At 31.5% G+C, this 19311-nt stretch carries 15 protein-coding genes; 11 read left to right on the top strand and 4 right to left on the bottom strand.

What is annotated here, in order from left to right:
* Window positions 1–27: 27 nt before the first annotated feature.
* The 4 genes from EPK97_RS08840 to EPK97_RS08825 all read left to right on the top strand — a co-directional run bounded on the left by EPK97_RS08840 (window position 28) and on the right by EPK97_RS08825 (window position 4758).
* A complete protein-coding gene (locus tag EPK97_RS08840) occupies window positions 28–1071 on the top strand; it encodes a polysaccharide pyruvyl transferase family protein (RefSeq protein ID WP_162036250.1) in 1044 nt (347 codons plus the stop codon).
* A gap of 130 nt (window positions 1072–1201) precedes the next feature.
* Window positions 1202–2572 (top strand): UDP-glucose dehydrogenase family protein, encoded by a 1371-nt coding sequence (locus tag EPK97_RS08835; protein ID WP_162036249.1) that lies wholly within the window; start codon window positions 1202–1204, stop codon window positions 2570–2572.
* The gene (locus EPK97_RS08830) at window positions 2553–3578 is read left to right on the top strand and encodes an SDR family NAD(P)-dependent oxidoreductase (protein WP_162036248.1); all 1026 of its coding nucleotides are present in this window, start codon (window positions 2553–2555) and stop codon (window positions 3576–3578) included. The genes EPK97_RS08835 and EPK97_RS08830 overlap by 20 nt, the downstream gene beginning before the upstream one ends.
* A 184-nt stretch (window positions 3579–3762) precedes the next feature.
* Window positions 3763–4758 carry a hypothetical protein gene (locus EPK97_RS08825; protein WP_162036247.1) on the top strand — a complete coding sequence of 332 codons (996 nt, stop codon included), beginning with the start codon at window positions 3763–3765 and terminating at the stop codon, window positions 4756–4758.
* Between the two features lie 16 nt (window positions 4759–4774).
* Here the strand turns inward: EPK97_RS08825 and EPK97_RS08820 are convergent, their stop codons facing one another.
* Together EPK97_RS08820 and EPK97_RS08815 are read right to left on the bottom strand one after the other, a co-directional pair.
* On the bottom strand, window positions 4775–5440 hold the full coding sequence (locus tag EPK97_RS08820; protein WP_162036246.1) for a sugar transferase: 666 nt from the start codon (window positions 5438–5440) through the stop codon (window positions 4775–4777).
* A 10-nt stretch (window positions 5441–5450) separates the two neighbouring features.
* Entirely contained in the window at window positions 5451–6599 is a 1149-nt protein-coding gene (locus EPK97_RS08815; protein WP_162036245.1) for a DegT/DnrJ/EryC1/StrS family aminotransferase, read from the bottom strand.
* A 263-nt stretch (window positions 6600–6862) separates the two neighbouring features.
* Between EPK97_RS08815 and EPK97_RS08810 the strand changes: the two genes are divergently transcribed.
* The 7 genes from EPK97_RS08810 (at window position 6863) to EPK97_RS08780 (ending at window position 16727) form a co-directional block, all read left to right on the top strand.
* Window positions 6863–8014 (top strand): glycosyltransferase family 4 protein, encoded by a 1152-nt coding sequence (locus EPK97_RS08810; RefSeq protein ID WP_240903759.1) that lies wholly within the window; start codon window positions 6863–6865, stop codon window positions 8012–8014.
* Between the two features lie 92 nt (window positions 8015–8106).
* Window positions 8107–9309: a glycosyltransferase family 4 protein gene (locus tag EPK97_RS08805; protein WP_162036243.1), complete on the top strand. Its 1203-nt coding sequence runs from the start codon at window positions 8107–8109 to the stop codon at window positions 9307–9309.
* 29 nt (window positions 9310–9338) lie between these two features.
* Entirely contained in the window at window positions 9339–10511 is a 1173-nt protein-coding gene (locus EPK97_RS08800; protein ID WP_162036242.1) for an O-antigen ligase family protein, read from the top strand.
* Between the two features lie 88 nt (window positions 10512–10599).
* Window positions 10600–12057 carry a lipopolysaccharide biosynthesis protein gene (locus tag EPK97_RS08795; protein ID WP_205690242.1) on the top strand — a complete coding sequence of 486 codons (1458 nt, stop codon included), beginning with the start codon at window positions 10600–10602 and terminating at the stop codon, window positions 12055–12057.
* Window positions 12058–12382: 325 nt separating this feature from the next.
* Complete coding sequence (locus EPK97_RS08790; RefSeq protein WP_162036241.1) at window positions 12383–14203, top strand: polysaccharide biosynthesis protein; 1821 nt, start codon at window positions 12383–12385, stop codon at window positions 14201–14203.
* Window positions 14204–14255: 52 nt separating this feature from the next.
* Window positions 14256–15587 carry a UDP-glucose dehydrogenase family protein gene (locus tag EPK97_RS08785; RefSeq protein ID WP_162036240.1) on the top strand — a complete coding sequence of 444 codons (1332 nt, stop codon included), beginning with the start codon at window positions 14256–14258 and terminating at the stop codon, window positions 15585–15587.
* Between the two features lie 81 nt (window positions 15588–15668).
* Entirely contained in the window at window positions 15669–16727 is a 1059-nt protein-coding gene (locus tag EPK97_RS08780) for an ATP-grasp domain-containing protein (protein WP_162036239.1), read from the top strand.
* A 112-nt stretch (window positions 16728–16839) separates the two neighbouring features.
* Here the strand turns inward: EPK97_RS08780 and EPK97_RS08775 are convergent, their stop codons facing one another.
* On the bottom strand, window positions 16840–17622 hold the full coding sequence (locus tag EPK97_RS08775) for an AAA family ATPase (RefSeq protein ID WP_162036238.1): 783 nt from the start codon (window positions 17620–17622) through the stop codon (window positions 16840–16842).
* Window positions 17607–19172: a nucleotidyltransferase family protein gene (locus EPK97_RS08770; RefSeq protein WP_162036237.1), complete on the bottom strand. Its 1566-nt coding sequence runs from the start codon at window positions 19170–19172 to the stop codon at window positions 17607–17609. The genes EPK97_RS08775 and EPK97_RS08770 overlap by 16 nt, the downstream gene beginning before the upstream one ends.
* Between the last annotated feature and the right edge of the window lie 139 nt (window positions 19173–19311).

Here is a 19311-nt window from a genome sequence, read left to right as displayed (position 1 = left end):
AATAATACTAAAATTGGAGTAATTAAAATGAATATATGTATAGTAACAGTATACCATAGTATGAACTGTGGTAGTTATTTGCAATCTTATGCATTGATGGAAACTTTGAGACAAAAAGGGCATAATGTAACATTTTTGGAAACGGGTATAAACAAGCCAGGTATAGCAATTTCTAAAGCTATTATAAAATCACTATTAACATTTAAAATTAATCGAGCAAACTTTTTCTTTAGTAAGTGGGTGGGTTTTAAAAAGGAACAAAAAGTGTTTAGAACAATAAAAAATGATAATAGTCATATTATAGAATTTGATTTAATTATTTTTGGAAGTGATGAAATATGGAACTCTGGTAGGAAAGAATTTGCTAAAAACCCAATATTATGGGGAGAAGGAATTGACTCGGAGAATTTGATTGCTTATGCACCTTCAATAAATAGGTCAACTTTAGAACAGATAGAAACACTTGAGTATCCAGAGAGAAATTTAAAAAAGTTTAAGAGTATTATGGTAAGAGATGAGCATACAAAAGATGTGTTATCCCATCTAACAAAAAAAGATATAAATATAGTTCTAGATCCAACTATGTTATTAAATTCTGAAGAGTATCAAACTGTGAAAACAAAAGCGTGTAATGATAAATATGTATTACTATATACCTATGGAAATCACCTAAATAATGATCAGATAAAAAAGATTAAGAACTTTGCAGCTTCAAAACAACTAAAGCTGGTATCATCTAATAGTTGGTTTAACTGGTGTGACATAAATATTGGAGCTACACCATTTGAATTTATATCATTAGTAAAAAATGCTAAATATATAGTTACAGATACATTTCATGGAACTATATTCTCTATACTTTTTTCAAAGCAGTTTGTGTCTTTTGCAGGTGACAATGTTAAAGTTATTGAACTATTAAAAGCATTAGATTTAAATTCAAGAATACCTGCTTCTAACACAGAGTTAGAATCGATAATGGATACAAAAATAGATTATGATAGGGTTAATGAACTAAGAGATTCTTTACGAAAAGAATCTTTGCAACTATTAACTGATGCGTTAAATAAATAGGAAATATACGCAGAAATAAAAATCAGGATAATAAGTGCTATGAAGAGGTGAGCACTAATAGCTCGGTAGTTCGGATAGTAGTTAGTCTACTGATTTGATTTAGAATTTCATAGTAAAGGAAGACGTGGATATGTACAAAATAGCAGTAGCAGGAACAGGCTATGTAGGTTTAGTAGCAGGTGTGTGTTTTGCTGAAATTGGTCATCAAGTAACCTGTGTAGACATTGATGAAGAAAAAGTAGATTTAATGAAATCAGGAGTCTCTCCAATTTACGAAACAGGCTTACAAGAATTAATGCAAAGTAATTATGCTGAGGGAAGAATTGATTATACTACAGATTACAAATCAGCTTATAAGGATTCAGATGCGATATTTATAGGAGTAGGTACTCCAGAACAATCGGATGGTTCTGCAAATCTTTCATACATTGCAACCGTCGCAAGGCAAATAGCGGAAACGATAGAAAAGGACTGTTTGGTTGTTGTAAAATCTACCGTACCCGTTGGAACGAATGATAAAGTGGAGCAGTTTATTCAGGACTTTTTAGTTAATGATGTAAAAGTAGAAGTTGCATCAAATCCTGAATTTTTAGCACAAGGTTCTGCTGTACATGATACGCTACATGCAGAAAGAATCATTATTGGAACAGAAAGTAAATGGGCTGAAGAAAGGTTAATGAAGATTTATGAACCATTTCATTTACCTATAGTTTCAGTAAATAGAAGGTCCGCAGAGATGATTAAGTACGCATCTAATGACTTCCTTGCTCTTAAAATCTCCTATATGAATGATATTGCAAATCTTTGTGAACTTGTTGGTGCGGATATTCAGGATGTTGCAAAAGGAATGAGTTATGATGAACGAATAGGTAGTAAATTTTTAAATGCAGGAATTGGTTATGGTGGTTCATGTTTCCCTAAGGACACAAAATCTTTGGAAAATTTGGCAAGGCAGAATGGTTATGAATTAAGAACCGTGAAGGCTGCTATTGATGTGAACAAAGATCAAAAGACAATGTTATATAAAAAAGCGAGCAAAAGACTCATTACGTTTAACGGTCTTAAGGTAGCTGCGTTAGGATTGACATTTAAACCTGGGACAGATGATTTAAGAGAAGCGGCATCTCTTGAAAATGTTCCTTTATTGTTAGAGCAAGGTGCAGATATTTATGCTTATGATCCTGTTGGAACAACTAACTTTGCCAAAGTGCACCCAGAAGGTGTAAATGGAACAGGTACTATCACATATGTTGCGAATATAGAGGATGCTTTAGAAGGTGCAAATGTTTGCTTTATCTTTACTGAATGGGGAGAAGTGAAATCCGTAACGCCTGAAACATATAAGAAGTTGATGAGAACACCTCTAGTATATGATGGTAGGAATATTTATGAAGTTGAACAGATGAAAGAAGTAGGAGTGGAGTATCATTCCATTGGAAGGCAATCTGCAAGTAGAGAAGGAATAAAGGAGTTGAAGAATCTTGAATTACAAAACCCTTGATCCTAGTAAAATATATCTAATCACTGGAGCAGCAGGTTTCATCGGATATTACTTATCTAGAAAACTGTTAGAACAGGGATGTCAAGTGATTGGTGTAGATAATTTAAATGATTACTACGATGTAAATCTTAAACATACTCGTTTGGAGCAACTTAAAGCCTATGAGAAGTTTATTTTTATTAAAGGTGATATTTCTGATAAGTCCATGATCACAAATCTCTTTGAACAGTACAAACCAAACGTTGTGATTAATCTGGCTGCTCAAGCAGGAGTTAGATATTCAATAGAGAATCCTGATGTATACATTCAAAGTAATATCATAGGTTTTTACAACATTCTGGAAGCTTGCAGACACAATCCAGTAGAACATCTAGTTTACGCATCATCCAGTTCTGTCTATGGAGCCAATAAAAAGGTGCCATTTGAAGAATCAGATTCTGTAGACAATCCAGTTTCTCTTTATGCATCTACTAAAAAATCCAATGAATTGATGGCTCACACTTATAGCCACTTATATGACATTCCTGCAACAGGGCTTCGGTTCTTTACCGTTTATGGTCCTATGGGACGACCGGACATGGCTTACTTTGGATTTACAGATAAATATTTTGCTGGAGAGCCAATTAAGATATTTAATAACGGTGATTTCGAGAATGATCTCTACCGTGACTTTACATTCATAGATGATATAGTAGAAGGGATTGAACGACTTCTTAATAATCCACCTACTGAGGCACCTCTCCATAAAGTATTTAACATTGGAAATAACAACCCTGAGAGATTGATGTATTTTATTAAAACGTTGGAAAGAGCTTTAAGTAAAGCTACTGGAAGGTTGGTAGAGTTTGATAAGGTATTCGAACCAATCAAGTCAGGTGATGTACCTGCAACTTATGCATCGACTGATTTGTTACATGAAGCTGTGGGATTTAAACCAGCGACTTCGATAGAAGATGGATTACAGAAATTTGCAGATTGGTATGTGGAGTATTATAAAGTGAATTAAGTAATTTTTGAGTGGGATAAATTTGCTAACATAGATATTAATTTAATTGAGAATAAATATAAAGCAGTAGAATAAAGAAAAAGCACTATGTTAAAATGGTAAAATAGTATTAGAGCGGTTAACAAAACTTTCTATACATCAAGAATAATATTATCAAATCCCATAACTATAGGTGTGATCATTCATGAAAAAACGTTGGAAAAACCTAAAACCATGGAAACGTCGGATTATTATTACTTTTTCTTTTCTTTTAATGGTTCTATTAACTACAATCACTTGGATTTATATTGATCTTAAATCCAAAGATATGACAGAAATACAAGAAAGATTAGATGTTAGAGAACAAGAAAATACTTCTAGTTCTGAAGAAATAAACCCTGATTCATTACCTTCAAGTGTTGAAGGTCATTTGGAAAAGGCTGAAGAATTTGCAGACAAACCTATTGAAATGGAAGATGCATTAGATGTTACCTCCATTTTATTAAACTCTGGATTAAGTATTAAAGAAATGCAATACTTAACGGGTCAGGTTAGAGAAGATCTAACACCAGAAGAGTTGAAACACATAAGAGACACACTTTTAGCTAAGTTATCACAAGAAGAAATTGATGCTTTACGACAAATAGCTAGGTACTATGGTAGAACTCTAAACATACTAGATCCTAATTTTCCAATTCCAGGCTTGAAAGATGAAACCTCAGAATCATCTCAAATTGAAGATAATGTTGCAACTCAAAAAAATGAACCTGTGGTAACAGATTCACAAACCACTGAAGACCAAACCGAAGAAAATCAACATGAAAATTTAACACCAGTAACCCAAGAAGTAGAACAAAAATATCTAACTCAAATAGAACCTCTACAAAACACCTGTGAAGCAAAAGTTAATGATTTAGCTGACGAAATCAGAGCGGATATCGACAAAAAAACTGCAAATGGGGAGCAGGTTACTGTTCAATATTTGCAAAATGCATTCCTACAAAAGTTTGTGCAAGCTGAAGGTGAATGTGATACACAGTTTGAAGATTTAATGACACAAGCAGAACAAGAATTTGCAACAGAAAGTTTTAATCCAGAGATAATTGATCAATGGAGGCAAACCTATCAGAATGTAAAAGATGAAACAAGTAATAAAATACTAAATGATCTAAAGTCTCAAATCGAAAACAGTGGTAGTTAATTACCACTGTTTTTCATCATTCTTTTAAGAATTTTGATTCATTAGAATCTTCAGACTGGTTGATGTATGTCTCATTATATCCTTTTTCTTTTCTTATAAACACTACCAATAACGTCCTCAATATAATCTTTAAATCTAGCCATAACGAAACATGATCTATATATTTTAGATTGATTTTAAGCTTATCTTGCATAATGTGTTGAATATAAATCTCTTCACTATTTATTCCTTCACTTAAGAGGTGATTTTCATGTTTATATTTTATGGAAGCTTCATCCGTAATACCAGGGAGAACAGTAAATACTTTTATTTGAGCTTGTGTATAATGTTGAACGTATTCTGGTACTTCAGGTCTGGGCCCAACCAAACTCATTTCTCCTTTTAGTACATTAATAAGCTGCGGAAATTCATCTATTTTGTATTTGCGTAAGAACAGGCCAAGACGTGTAATACGAGGATCGTTCTCTACTGTAATTTGTTTTCCAACACGCTCAGCCTCTTGGATCATCGTTCGGAATTTATAAATTTGAAAAGGGTTTTCATTTTTTCCTATTCGAGTTTGTTTAAAAAACACAGGTCCTTTAGAATCTAATTTGATATAAATAGAAACGATAATTAACATTGGGCTTAATAAAAGGAGTCCAAGGATTGAAAAACTATAATCAAATAACTTTTTGGCCATAGAATCACCTTCATATTTTATATTTCGAAATAATATCGATGACATGATCAGTCACATAATGAATTTGAGATTCTGATAACCCAGGATAGAAGGGAAGGGAAATGGTAGATTCAAAAGCTTTTTGAGTTTGAGGATAATCGCTAAGATCATATCCAAGTTTTTGATAATAAGGATGTTGTGGTACAGGAATAAAGTGAACACTTGTACCTATCCCAACTTCCGTTAATTTTTGGATAAATTCATTTCGATCTATGGTTAACATCTCTTCTCTAAGTCGAATGACGTATAAGTGCCAAGCATGACGATGTTCGAGGGAGTCATGTGGTAAAATCAGTTCTTCACATTCAGTAAAGGCTTTGTTGTATAAATCAGCACATTTCTTCCTTAATGTTTGCATATGTTCTAATTTTTTTAACTGAGCTATTCCAAAAGCAGCTTGAATATCCGTCATATTATATTTGAATCCAGCCTCATGTACTTCATAAAACCAGGAACCTTGATCCCCATAACGATTCCAAGCATTACGACTCATTCCATGTAAGCTCATTACTCGAATTCGATCGGCAATTTCTTCATTTTGAGTAGTTAACATTCCACCTTCACCCGTAGCTAAATTTTTAGTGGCATAGAAACTAAAACAGGTAATATCCCCTAAACTACCAATCATTTTCCCTTTGTACTGTGTGTATACGGCATGTGCAGCATCCTCTATAATTTTTAAACCATGTCGATCTGCAATATCCAATAACAAATCCATTTCACAAGGATATCCAGCAAAATGGACTGGAATAACCGCTTTTGTTTTATTTGTGATTGCTTTTTCTATGAGCGGGACATCTATATTCATCGTTTGAAAATCGATATCAACAAATACAGGAATGGCACCACAATGAATAATTGTATTTACAGTAGAAACAAAAGTGTAAGGTGTGACAATGACCTCATCTCCCTCACCAATACCTAGAGCTAAACAAGCTAAGTGTAATCCAGCCGTACAAGAATTGAGTCCAATGCTAAATGGACTATCTACATATTTAGAAAACATTTTCTCAAATTGTATAGTTTTTGGACCTTTACTTAACCAATTAGAATTAATGGCATCCAATACTTCTAGTTTTTCTTCTTCGCCAACATACGGAATTGAAAATGGAATTTTCATTTTATATTATTCCTCTCTTTGAACTGACAAGAAATTTACTATATGAGCAGGATCATATTACATTCTCTAGTAATCTGCCTCTTCCAAAATATGCAGTTTCCATAGATTTATGACAGAAATATTAGATATAAATAAACATTTTCTAAATCAAATAAATCGGAATAATAAAATAACAAGCTTCATACATATGAAAAGAAAACAAACAGGATTATTCACTCGAGTGGAAGTTTCATATTTTAATAGAAGGAGCTTGTCATGTGCCTATGAAAAAGACATGCAAAGTGCTTCATATCACAACGGTTGATATCACGATCAAAAGTATGTTAGTAGATAAAATGAAGGAATTAGAAAACTGTGGATATAAAGTGGATTTTATGTCTTCAGACACAGGTCTAGCAAAAGCAATTAAGTTAGCTGGGTTTAAACATATCCCAGTTCATATATCTCGTAGTATTCGGCCTATTCAGGATATGATAAGTCTAATCAAGGTATATAAAGTGTTAAAAAATAGTGATTATGACATCATTCATACCCACACGGCAAAAGCAGGTTTCATAGGTAGAATTGCTGCATATATGGCAAGAAAAAAAATCGTAGCCCATACAAGTCATGGACTCCCATTTTATGAAGGGCAGTCTTTTCCACTATATAGTACTTATAAGTGGTTGGAAAAAGTCGCCAGTTGGTTTAGTGGTGCTTATTTCTCTCAAAATAAAGAAGATTTAGAAAAAATAAAAAAATTTGTTCCCAAAAGAGTGCTCACCGGTTATGAGGGTAACGGTGTTCACTTAAAAAGGTTAGATCTCATACCGAAACTAAATTCAACACAAATAACAAATTTAAAGAACAGCTTAGGATTATGTGAAGACACATTTATATATTTGATGGCAGCTAGATTGGAATCTGTAAAAAATCATAAATTATTAATCCATGCAGTTAGCAAAATGGATCAACAGTTTGATTTTAAAGTGCTGATTGCAGGGGATGGAATCCTTAAAGATGAGATATTAAACCTAACGGATGAACTAAAGGTAAGTCATAAATTTATTTTTTTAGGATATAAAGAAAATATTCATGATTACATCCAGCTCGCAGATGCGGTTTTATTAACGTCTGAAAAAGAAGGAATACCTAGAATATTAATGGAGTCTATGGCTTTTTCAAAACCAGTCTTAGCTACGAATGTATTAGGGACAAGGGAATTAGTTATTGATCATGTTACTGGGGAATTAGTGGATTTACTTGATGCTCTTTCTCTGGGTAAAAAGATGAGTCAATGGATGGATGAACAATATCAGTATAAGTTAATTGAATATGGGATCAATGCACGAACAAGAATCGAACAAGAATTTACTGAAACCATTGTAGCTCAAAGAATACATCAAAATTACCAAACACTATTAAATACTGAATAAATCATAGTTAAAGATGTATTGATAAAAGTGGTTATGACTGCAATGGATATAAATATAAAGGGTAAATTTGGTATATAAGAGAGGTCCGATTTATGAAGTTATTATTTGCTCACGATCACATATTCTATAAATATAATAATGAGTATTATAGCAATGGGAGTTTTCCAAAGCATGTATTGTTGAGATATACAGACGTTTTTGATGAAGTGAAATTTATTTCAAGACAGGAGTCTGTTCATCAACAAATACAAAAAATGTCTTTATCCACGACTGAACATGTGAAGTTTATAAAAGTTCCAAATTTTAAATCTATTAATAAATTTTATAAAATTCTTGAAGCCAGAAAAATAATTGAAAAAGAAGTTGCAGATGCAGATTGTGTAATAGCTAGATCAAGTTCAATTGGCTCAATTGCAATAGAATATGCTATTAAAAAAAATAAGCCATATGCAATAGAAGTTGTAGGATGCCCTTGGGATGCTTTATGGAATTATGGTAATCTGGCAGGGAAAATTTTAGCCCCTCTTTCATGTTTGAAATTAAAAAAAATAGTTAAAAGTGCACCCTATGTTCTTTATGTTACAAATAAATTTCTTCAAAAAAGATACCCTACAAACGGTACAAATATAAGCTGTTCTAATGTGAAAATTGAATTTATAGATGAGCAGGTACTTATAAATAGAATAGATAAAATACATAAGTTAAAAACATCAAATAAAATTATTCTTGGAACAGCAGCGGCAATAGATGTGAAATTTAAAGGTCAGGAATATGTTATAGAGGCGATATCAAAGTTAGCAAAGGAAGGGTACGATTTTGAGTATCAACTTGCAGGCAATGGTGATGATTCTTATTTAAAATCAATAGCTGAGAAATTTGGAGTTATAGATAAAATCGTATTTCTAGGCGCAGTTCCACAAAATAAAATAGTTCAATGGATTGATAACATTGATATATACATACAACCTAGTAAACAAGAAGGGTTACCAAGGGCAGTGATTGAATCAATGAGCAGAGCATGTCCAATTATTGCTTCAAATGCAGGTGGTATACCTGAGTTAGTAGAGGAAAAACACATTTTTAAGAAAGGGAATTGCAACGAGTTATCCACTAAAATTAACAGTTTATTATCTGACAAAGAAGAAATGAAAAATCAAGCAATTCGTAATTTTAATAAGTCAAGGGATTACTACCATGAAAAGTTGGATATGAGAAGAAATGATTTTCTAAATGAGTTCAAAACATATTCTATGGATGTTAATAAAAAATATGTAGACAAACTAATGGATAACTAATTCGTGCTTTGGGAGGTGGATAATTTAAAATGGAACCTATTCATAAACATAACAATCCACTTTTTTATAAACTTACTCTAGGATTATTTATACTATATTTTATTGTAAAACCTTTTTATATTCTTCCAAGCGGTAGTCTCCAAATGGCAGATTTAATTATGTTATTATTACTATTTTTTATGATTTTTATCAATAAATTGAAAGTCAAAATTAAAAAAAAGAATAGTAGTTTTATTATATTAAACCTTTTATTTATTTCATATATCGCAATTATAAATATTTTATGGACTGTGATCTTAGGAGAAGTAGTTTATAAAATGACACTTTATTATATTTTTAATTTTTTAGCTTGCTTTTTAGTAATTATTTTATTTTCTCGACATGGAAATAAATTATTTAAAGCTGTATACTGGGGAGTTTTAATTTCAATTTTACTCCAAACATTGTTAATTATGCTTTTAAATGGAGTAACAACAGGTAGAGATACAGGTTTTTTTAATAATCCTAACCAACTGGGTTACTTTAGTGTAGTTTCATTGTGTTTACTAATATATTCTAAACGAAAATTAGAAGATAAAGCACATTTATTCATAACAGCTTTAACTACTTGTTTTTTTCTTTCCTTAATATCTTTATCAAGAGGAGCAATTGGAGCTTCGGTTATTATCATTGGATTGTATATATTAAAAAATAGAAGTATATTCCTTCTTTTAAAAAGAAGATTAATGAGAGTAATCTTAGGAGGATTTTTGTTGATTTCCTTTATTCTTACTTTTTTTATCTACTATGACAGTAGTTTGATTACTGATTCTAAAATTTATTATGGATTAAATAAAAGAGTGGTTGGAAAAGACATTAATTCAATAGAAGAAGTAAGTACAAGAGGTTATGATAGGATATTTATTCATCCCCAGTATTTAATCTTTGGAGCTGGCGAAGGTGGATTTTGGAGATTTAATAGTTATAAAGAATTCCATTCTACCTTGGGGAATATATTTTTAAGTTATGGACTAGTTGGATTTTTGATATTTACTTTTATTATCATAAATGCATTTAAATACAATAGATGGAGAGAGTTTTATTTATTTGTAGGAATTATGGTCTATGGATTAACACACAATGGAATTAGAAATACCTTAATGTGGATTTTCATTGCATTAATTGCTTGTGATCTAAGTGATGGTGAGGAGATAGATGCATAGAAAATAAAGGGGGGGATATTCACATGCATGAGCTGACTTATTTCAGGAACGAGTTTATTGATCAAAATATTCCATTTGGTAAAAAATATTGAATCATAAAGAACTACACGGAAAAATGGTTAAAGCAACAAAGTGGGCATTAATAACCGAAATAGCAGCAAAATTAGTGATCCCCATCACGAATATGATTTTAGCTAGATTACTAGTACCAGAAGCTTTTGGTATAGTGGCAACCATAACGATGATAATCAGCTTTGCAGATATGTTTACTGATGCTGGATTTCAAAAATATTTAGTACAACATGAATTTAATAATGAGGAGGAAAAGTATCAGAATACTAACGTTGCTTTTTGGACAAATTTAGGAATATCCGTATTTCTGTGGGGCATTATTGCTTTGTTTTATGAAAGAATAGCAGCTTTAGTAGGAAATCCGGGTTTAGGGATAGTTATAGTCATAGCTTGTGCACAATTACCACTTACATCATTTTCAAGTATACAGATGTCTTTGTATAAACGTGATTTTGATTTTAAAACATTGTTTTTGGTCCGAATAGTTTCAGTCTGTATGCCATTTTTTGTAACGATACCTTTGGCTTTTATGGGCTTTAGCTACTGGGCACTTATAATAGGAAATCTTTGTGGTGAACTTCTTAACGCTATTATTTTGACGATTAAATCAAAGTGGAAACCCAAATTATTTTATAAAGTGCGAATTTTAAAAGAAATGCTGTCGTTTAGTATATGGTCGTTAATTGAGGCAATTTCTATATGGGTTACGGTATGGGTGGATGTCTTGCTGATTGGCAGTGTACTAAATTCATATTATTTAGGGGTATATAAAATTTCCTTGAGTATGGTTAACACACTTATGGCAATCATTACATCTGCTACTGTTCCTGTTTTATTTTCAGCATTGTCTCGATTGCAGAATAATAAAGAAGAGTTTAATCGTATGTTTTTCAAAACACAAAGAGCCGTTTCTATAGTCATTATTCCTTTAGGTGTCGGCGTCTATTTATATAGTGATCTAGCAACCCAAATTCTCTTAGGGAATCAGTGGAGTGAAGCGAGTGGAGTAATTGGCAATTGGGCTCTGACAAGTGCCATAATTATTGTATTTGGATATTTGTGTAGTGAAGTGTATCGAGCGAAGGGTAGGCCAAAGTTATCTTTTTTAGGTCAAGTACTTCATTTGATGGTGTTGATACCTGTCTGTATAATAAGCTCAAAATATGGATTTTGGGCACTTGTATATGCACGATCATGGATCCGATTACAAGGAGTTTTAGTCCATTTTTTAATCATGAAGTTTGCGATTGGAATTCCAATAATTAAAGTTATTAGAAATGTGTTTCCAACTATTGTTGCAGCAATTACTATGGGATTCTTAGGCTTTTTCCTACAACAATTGTTTAGTGGTTTAGTTTGGAGTTTTATCTCTATTATCATATGTGTAATTTTCTATTTTGGAATAGTATATATGTTTCCTAGTATGCGACCAGTGATGCTTGCTTTAATCAATCAGATTAAAAAGAAATCGTAACACAACCTAAAAAACTAGGTTAATTTTACATATTAAACATTAAATGGAGTTAGAATATTTGTAAGTTTATATAACATCTATTCGCTTCTTTTTTTTGGAAAAAACCATAAAACATAAACAATAAGAAAGATTTTCAAATCATATGTTTAAAAGCTTTTTATTACAGAAAATTCGAAGTGTTTTAGACATAAACATTTAATAATTGAATATATATAATTTGTAAAACGAACGTTAAATGAATGTAAAAACTATATTAACATAGAGAAATATTTTTATATAACTTAATAGAAACCCAACTATAAACTGTTTTGAAAGGAGCCAATTTGTGACCTATAGAAAAAAAGCACTGTTCTTTATTGTTTTTGATTCACTAATTGTTCTAACGGCAATATATACTAGTCACTTTATTTTAAATATTCAATCTTCTTACTCCCCATTTCTATTATTGATGTCGGTCTCATTACTAATATTTCACCATCTATTTTCGTGGATACACAAACTCTATAAGCGTGTTTGGGCATATGCAAGTATAAGTGAATTAATGGCAATTATTAATTCTGTTACTTTTTCGATTGGGTTTGTAGGTTTAATACAATTTATTTTTTATCAAGATATCTATTTTCGTATATTATTTGTTACTTGGATGTTGCATATGATGTTAATTGCGGGAACTAGATTTGTTTGGCGTTTATATAGAATGGATTTAAAGGAAAGGGTGAATAAGAAAGGGAACCGGACATTAATTATTGGTGCGGGTTCAACCGGCACGATGATTGTAAGACAACTTGTGGGTAAGAATGATTCTAAACTTAATCCAGTGGCATTTATTGATGATGATATGCAAAAACACCTTCTACATGTAATGGGTATTCCGGTTGTAGGGGGTATAGAAAAAATCGAACAAACAGTCAACAAAATGAATATTGAAAATATTGTAATTGCAATTCCTTCGATTAGTAAAAAGAAATTAAATGATATTTTTCGAGAATGTAGTAAAACAGACGCCAAAACACAAATTCTTCCAAAAATAGAAGATTTAATGATGGGTAAAGTTGCAGTAAATCAGTTCCGAGATATAAAAATAGAAGATTTATTAGGTAGAGCACCAGTTAAGTTTGATGATCATAATTTACTCCAATCTATCCAAAATCAAACGATTCTAGTTACTGGGGCTGGAGGATCAATTGGGTCTGAGTTATGTAGACAAATTTCTAATTATGAACCTACGAAAGTAATATTACTAGGACATGGTGAAAATAGTATTTACTTAATTGAGCAAGAATTGACAAATAAGCACGCTAACATTGAATATATTACTGAGATCGCAGATATACAAGATAAAGAAAAAATAAAATATATTATGCAGAAACACAAACCAAATATTGTTTATCATGCTGCAGCTCATAAACATGTTCCATTGATGGAACGTAATCCAGAGGAAGCCGTCAAAAATAACATTATTGGAACTAAAAATGTGGTAGAAGTAGCAGATGAAGCCAATGTAGATACTTTTGTCATGATTTCTACAGATAAAGCGGTAAATCCAACAAGTGTCATGGGAGCAACCAAAAGAATAGCAGAAATGATCGTGCAGTATATGGATAAGATAAGTAAAACTCGGTTTGTAGCGGTTCGATTTGGTAATGTACTAGGGAGCAGAGGTAGTGTCATTCCTGTTTTTGAAAAGCAAATTCAAGCAGGAGGACCTGTTACAGTAACTCATCCAGAAATGGAACGTTATTTCATGACCATTCCAGAAGCCTCTAGACTAGTTGTTCAAGCGGGGACACTAGCTAAAGGTGGTGAAGTATTTATACTAGATATGGGTAATCCCATAAAAATAAAAGATTTAGCTAAGAATTTAATTAAACTATCAGGTTATAGTGAAGAAGAGATCAAGATAAAATACACAGGCATACGTCCTGGAGAAAAATTATTCGAAGAATTACTGGATAAATCTGAAGTACAGGAGAAAAAAGTATCGAACAAGATTTATGTTGGGAAGTCTAACGTACATAATATTGATCAAATTAATTATTTTATACATATATTTGATTCAATAAACAAAGAAGAATTACGTGGAAAGATTCTTAATATGGCAAGTTCAAACTCAATGTCAAGGACAATTAAAGAAAGAGTACTTTAAAATCTTTGTACTATATTATGATTAATTTTATTTACGGAGTGTGATTTTATTAATGAGGATTTCCATAGTAGGAACAGGGTATGTAGGATTAGTTACTGGTGTTTGTCTAGCAAATATAGGACATAACGTTTTATGTATAGATGTAAATGAACATAAAATAAAACAGTTAAATAGAGGGGTTTCACCCATATTTGAGCCAGGATTAGAAGAACTGCTCCAAAAAAACATGCATGAAAATCGACTTTCTTTTACCTCAGATAAAAAACTTGGGTATGGTTTTGGTGAAGTCATTTTTATTGCAGTAGGTACCCCGCAAAATAATGATGGATCAGCAGATTTGACATACATCAAGCAGGTTGCAGAGGATATTGCCAAAAATATAAAAAAACACACGATTGTTGTAACAAAAAGTACCGTTCCTGTAGGAACCAACAATTTAATAAAAAAAATCATTAAAAATAAAGTGAACCATAATATTCGTTTTGATATAGCTTCCAATCCAGAATTTTTGAGAGAAGGTTCTGCGATTGAAGATACATTTAATGGGGATCGTATCATAATTGGTACGGAGAATAAACTAACAGCTGATGTTCTTGAACGTATTTTTAATCCAATTCAAATCCCAATTTATAAAACAGATATTCAGAGTGCAGAATTGATTAAATATGCATCCAATGCTTTTTTGTCTACGAAGATTAGTTTTATTAATGAAATATCTATGTTATGTGATAAGGTTGGAGCTAATGTTGAAAATGTAGCTGATGGTATGGGATTAGATCATAGAATTGGACGTGAGTTTTTAAATGCAGGTATTGGATACGGTGGCTCTTGTTTTCCAAAAGATACAAAAGCTTTAGTTCAAATAGCTGAACAATATAATCATGACTTTAAATTGTTAAAGTCTGTTATAGAAGTTAATGACCAACATCAAATATTAATGATAGAAAAAACGAAAGAGAGATTTGGGAACTTACGAAATAAAAAGATTGCAGTTTTAGGTTTAACATTTAAGCCAAATACGGATGATATGAGAGAAGCAGCCTCTATTATTATAATCAAAGAATTGGTTCGAGAAGGGGCTTTGGTATCTGCATATGATCCAGTCGCTAAAAGTGCAAAAAAACTCTTTCCATCAGAAGTAAATGTTAGCTTAACAAAAGAAGAGGCACTAAGTAATGCTGATGCTGCGCTTATTGTTACAGAGTGGGATGAGTTTAAACAAATTCCGTTAAATCAGTTGCACTCTTTAATGAAAACACCGATTCTTTTCGATGGTAGAAATTGTTTTGAGTTAGATGAAGTTAAACAAGCAGGGATTGAATATTATTCTATAGGGAGACCAAGCGTTCACACAATATTATCTGATATCGCAAATACAATATAGAGAAAATAAAAAAACAAAGTACCAATATAAAGTACGAATGGTTTACCTATATAAGTAAATGGTAGAAGTGAGGTAGTTTATATGAAAATTGGAATATTTATAACTCCTGAGGGATATGAGAGACCTATTATTGAAGCTTGTCAAGAGGTGACTGTACAATATGAATTAATTGATATATTCTCACATGATTGGATTGAACAATTTGAGCAGGCAAATTGTGATGGGTACATTATAAGACCTCCGACGAAAACAAGATTATGGATGAATTTATTCCTAAGTAGAATACTTCTTATTAAAGATAAAATTGAAGGTAAATGTGTTCCAGATCTTGATAGTATTTTATACTATGAATCTAAAATAATGATGTTGGATTTTTATAAGATACATCAACTTCCACATGTACCATCCCATACATTTTTAAATATAAAGGAAGCACTACAATTTGCAAAAGAGACTACAAGCTTTCCTAAAATGGTCAAAAGTGATGGAGGGAGTGGGGGGCTTGGTGTGAAAAAAATAAATTCTAGATTGAAATTAAATTATCAAATTTATAAGTCCTTTTTTACGGGTAATATTTTTAGAGGTTATCACTCTTTTCATGATTTTCCTGAATATTTAAAAAGCTTTGTTAGACCCTTATGGATGTATTCAAAAACAAGAAGAGCGTATTATCCATATTCAGAAAGAAGTCAGGGATATATTCACATACAAGAACTGATAGATATGAAAACGGAGTGGAGAATGATAAGGATAGGTAAATCTTATTTTGGTTTAAGGAAAGCAAAAGGGAAAAATGGACTCCGCAGTGGTTCTGGTTCCCTTGGAGATTGGGCAGACCCTCCAAAAGATTTGCTGAATTTGGTTAAAGAATGGACTGACAAGCTAAATATTTCCATCATGTCTTTTGATATTTTTGAAGATAAAGAGGGTAATTACTTAATCAATGAAATGCAAGTATGTTTTGGAACCATTTCCCCCAGTCAAATGTATATAGATGGTATTCCAGGAAGGTATGTATATGTTGATGGTGAATGGGTATTTGATGAGGGTGAGTATTGTAGATTTAATTGTAATTTATTAAGAATTGAGTTATTAACGGATATTCTAAATGTCAGAAAACCTGTGGCAGCAGCTAATTAACAAATAATATATCAGCAACTAAGTTCAATATTTTATTAGTGCGTAAAAGAGACTTGTCTTAGATGTTCATAATCTACGAGCATCTAAGACAAGTCTCTATTTATTTTAATGATTAATGGATCTTATTGGTATTAGAAAGTGTAGACTTATTCAATAAGCTCAAAATATATTCTGTAATAATATCAGTGTTTGCATATAGTAACTCTTCAGTATCATTGTTTAATGATATTAACTCTAAATCCTTCTCTTTATTCCATCCTTCTTGAATCTCATCTTTCAATCGATTTATTATTTCATATGATAGTTGGATATGCTGTTCTGTTAAACTATTCAAAAATTCTTTTTCTACTCTACTGTAGTTTGTTTCTCTTAAATTTAACCTTTGAAGTACCTCTGTGTGAACTGCATGAATATCAATGACTAATAATGGTTTAGAGTAGACCATTTTCCTAAGCTTATTTATCTTTATTCCTTCTATATGATGATTTGCACTATATTCTATAGACCATATCGCTTGGAAAAAACCTTGGTCTAAAATATGGACACCTTTTTTATTTGAACAAGATTTTATGATAAATATAATAAATAAGAGGTTAATAACGGTTTTAATGAAGTCTTTGAGGCTTTTTTGTTGGGATGGAATAATCAATTTAATAGCATATATACATGTTCTTGGTGCAATAAGAAAAACCTTGATTATGGATAATATCTTCGTATATTGCCTCCTTGTTTTTCCCATTGAATTCATGGCATAAGTAGGTTCATGAACATGAACACCATTTTTGGATAGAGATTTTGAAACCATATGTGAGATGGTTGTTTTACCAGTGCCTGGAACACCTAGAAACTCTACCATAATATTATCGTTTTCAAAGTTTTTTAAATATGACTCCATATCTTATATTTCACCTCTGAAAGAACTTGGTTTAACGGTTGATCTGCATTTATTTCTACAACAGTTGACTTCTCATTAAACTTTAGAGAGCTAATATCCCCTACTCTTTTTTTAAATTCTTCAAATTTCATATCTTTTTTCCTTTGATATGCATTCTCTGCTGTTACATTTAATCGAACTACAATATCAGGTGGGTTTTTATTTGCCCATTCATAAGGTCTGCTCTCCCAATTTGCAAAATATTTTATAATCCAGTTTTTATGGTTTTTCCATTCGTGTAACAACGGTCCGTCATTAGAACCCTTAACTTGGAGTTGCGGATATCGATCTGTGATAACCATTAAGCCTAGATTTCTAAGTTTCCAAATTTTAATTAACTTATTTCTTTTTTCGTAAGCAAGTGTTAAAGCCCATACGAATTTAGCAAAGGTCTTAAAACGAGTATGATGTTTTTTTGCATTACTCATATCTTCTTTCAGAGATGTTTGTTTATTAAAAAGTTTGTTAATAAACCATTTTTTCATGAGTTTTAGCGGATATCTTAAAATTGAGCTTGAACCACCTCCACTACCTAAATACTCTTTATATGTATCAATCTTCCAAGAAAATAAAGGAATTAATTCTTTTATCATAGTTGATTTACCAGATCCATCACAACCTATAAACGAGATAACCAATCCACCTGCTGGTAGTGTTCTTCTATAAGGGAAGGCAAATCGAAAGAATCTTTTATTTATTCCACTTAAAACCCAGTTGCACTCTCTGACTGTTCTTAAATATAGACTTGAGAAATTGCCATATGATCTATAACCACGTAATGCGTGATGTATGCTTTTCTTGAATTTAAATAGATTAAATAAGTTAGGTTTAGAATGGATAAGTTCTTTAAAGGTTTCGACCCCTACCTGACCCAATATTGATTGATAGATATTCAAACATTCTGATGGGATTATTCTTTGTTTTAACCAAATATATTCCTGATTAAATTCCTTTTGTAAGTCATTTCGACTTAATGCAAAGCGAATATCCCTAAGTCTTAACTTTAAGGCATGTCTTACTAATAAAAGTATCATTTCAAAGTTTGGATCAATGATGTATATATTTTGGTTTAGATTAAGAATACGTGTATTTAAAATGATTTTTTCCCATCTCAAACTGTAACCTTTTAAGTATTTTTCACCTAATGTTAATCTATAGTGTAAATGTATGTGAGATAATTCACCTGTAATTTTGTCTAATGCAATGTAGTCATCTACTGCAGGATATTTCATTAAAACGGTAGGATAGAATAGTTTAAATCCAGCAAGTTTTAAAAGTTCTTGTATTTTAACATATTGACTTCTATCCACAAGAATGTCTAAATCGGTCTTTCCTATTAATCCTTCATCTAAATGTTCATTACTTTTAAAGTGACAATATTTTATATTCTCTTGATGGAATAAATGAAATAATTTATTATTAACACTTAAATTCTTACTACTATTTTTTAGTTTTATACTTTTTCTATAGTGAATGGGTTTACTTTTTACTTCATGTATAATACTTGCCACTCCTTCCATCATATTTTTAAACTGAATCTATACCATAATCAATTCTTTGTAAGATCATAGAATAGATTCTTTTTAATTTTAATAGTCTTATCACAAAAAAAATGAACGTCCCCTCAGATGTTTCCCTATAATTTTATAT

It is taken from the genome of Chengkuizengella sediminis (assembly GCF_010078385.1).
In the GTDB taxonomy this organism is placed as follows: Bacteria; Bacillota; Bacilli; order Paenibacillales; family KCTC-33759; genus Chengkuizengella; species Chengkuizengella sediminis.
This window is presented reverse-complemented; position numbering and strand designations above follow the sequence as displayed.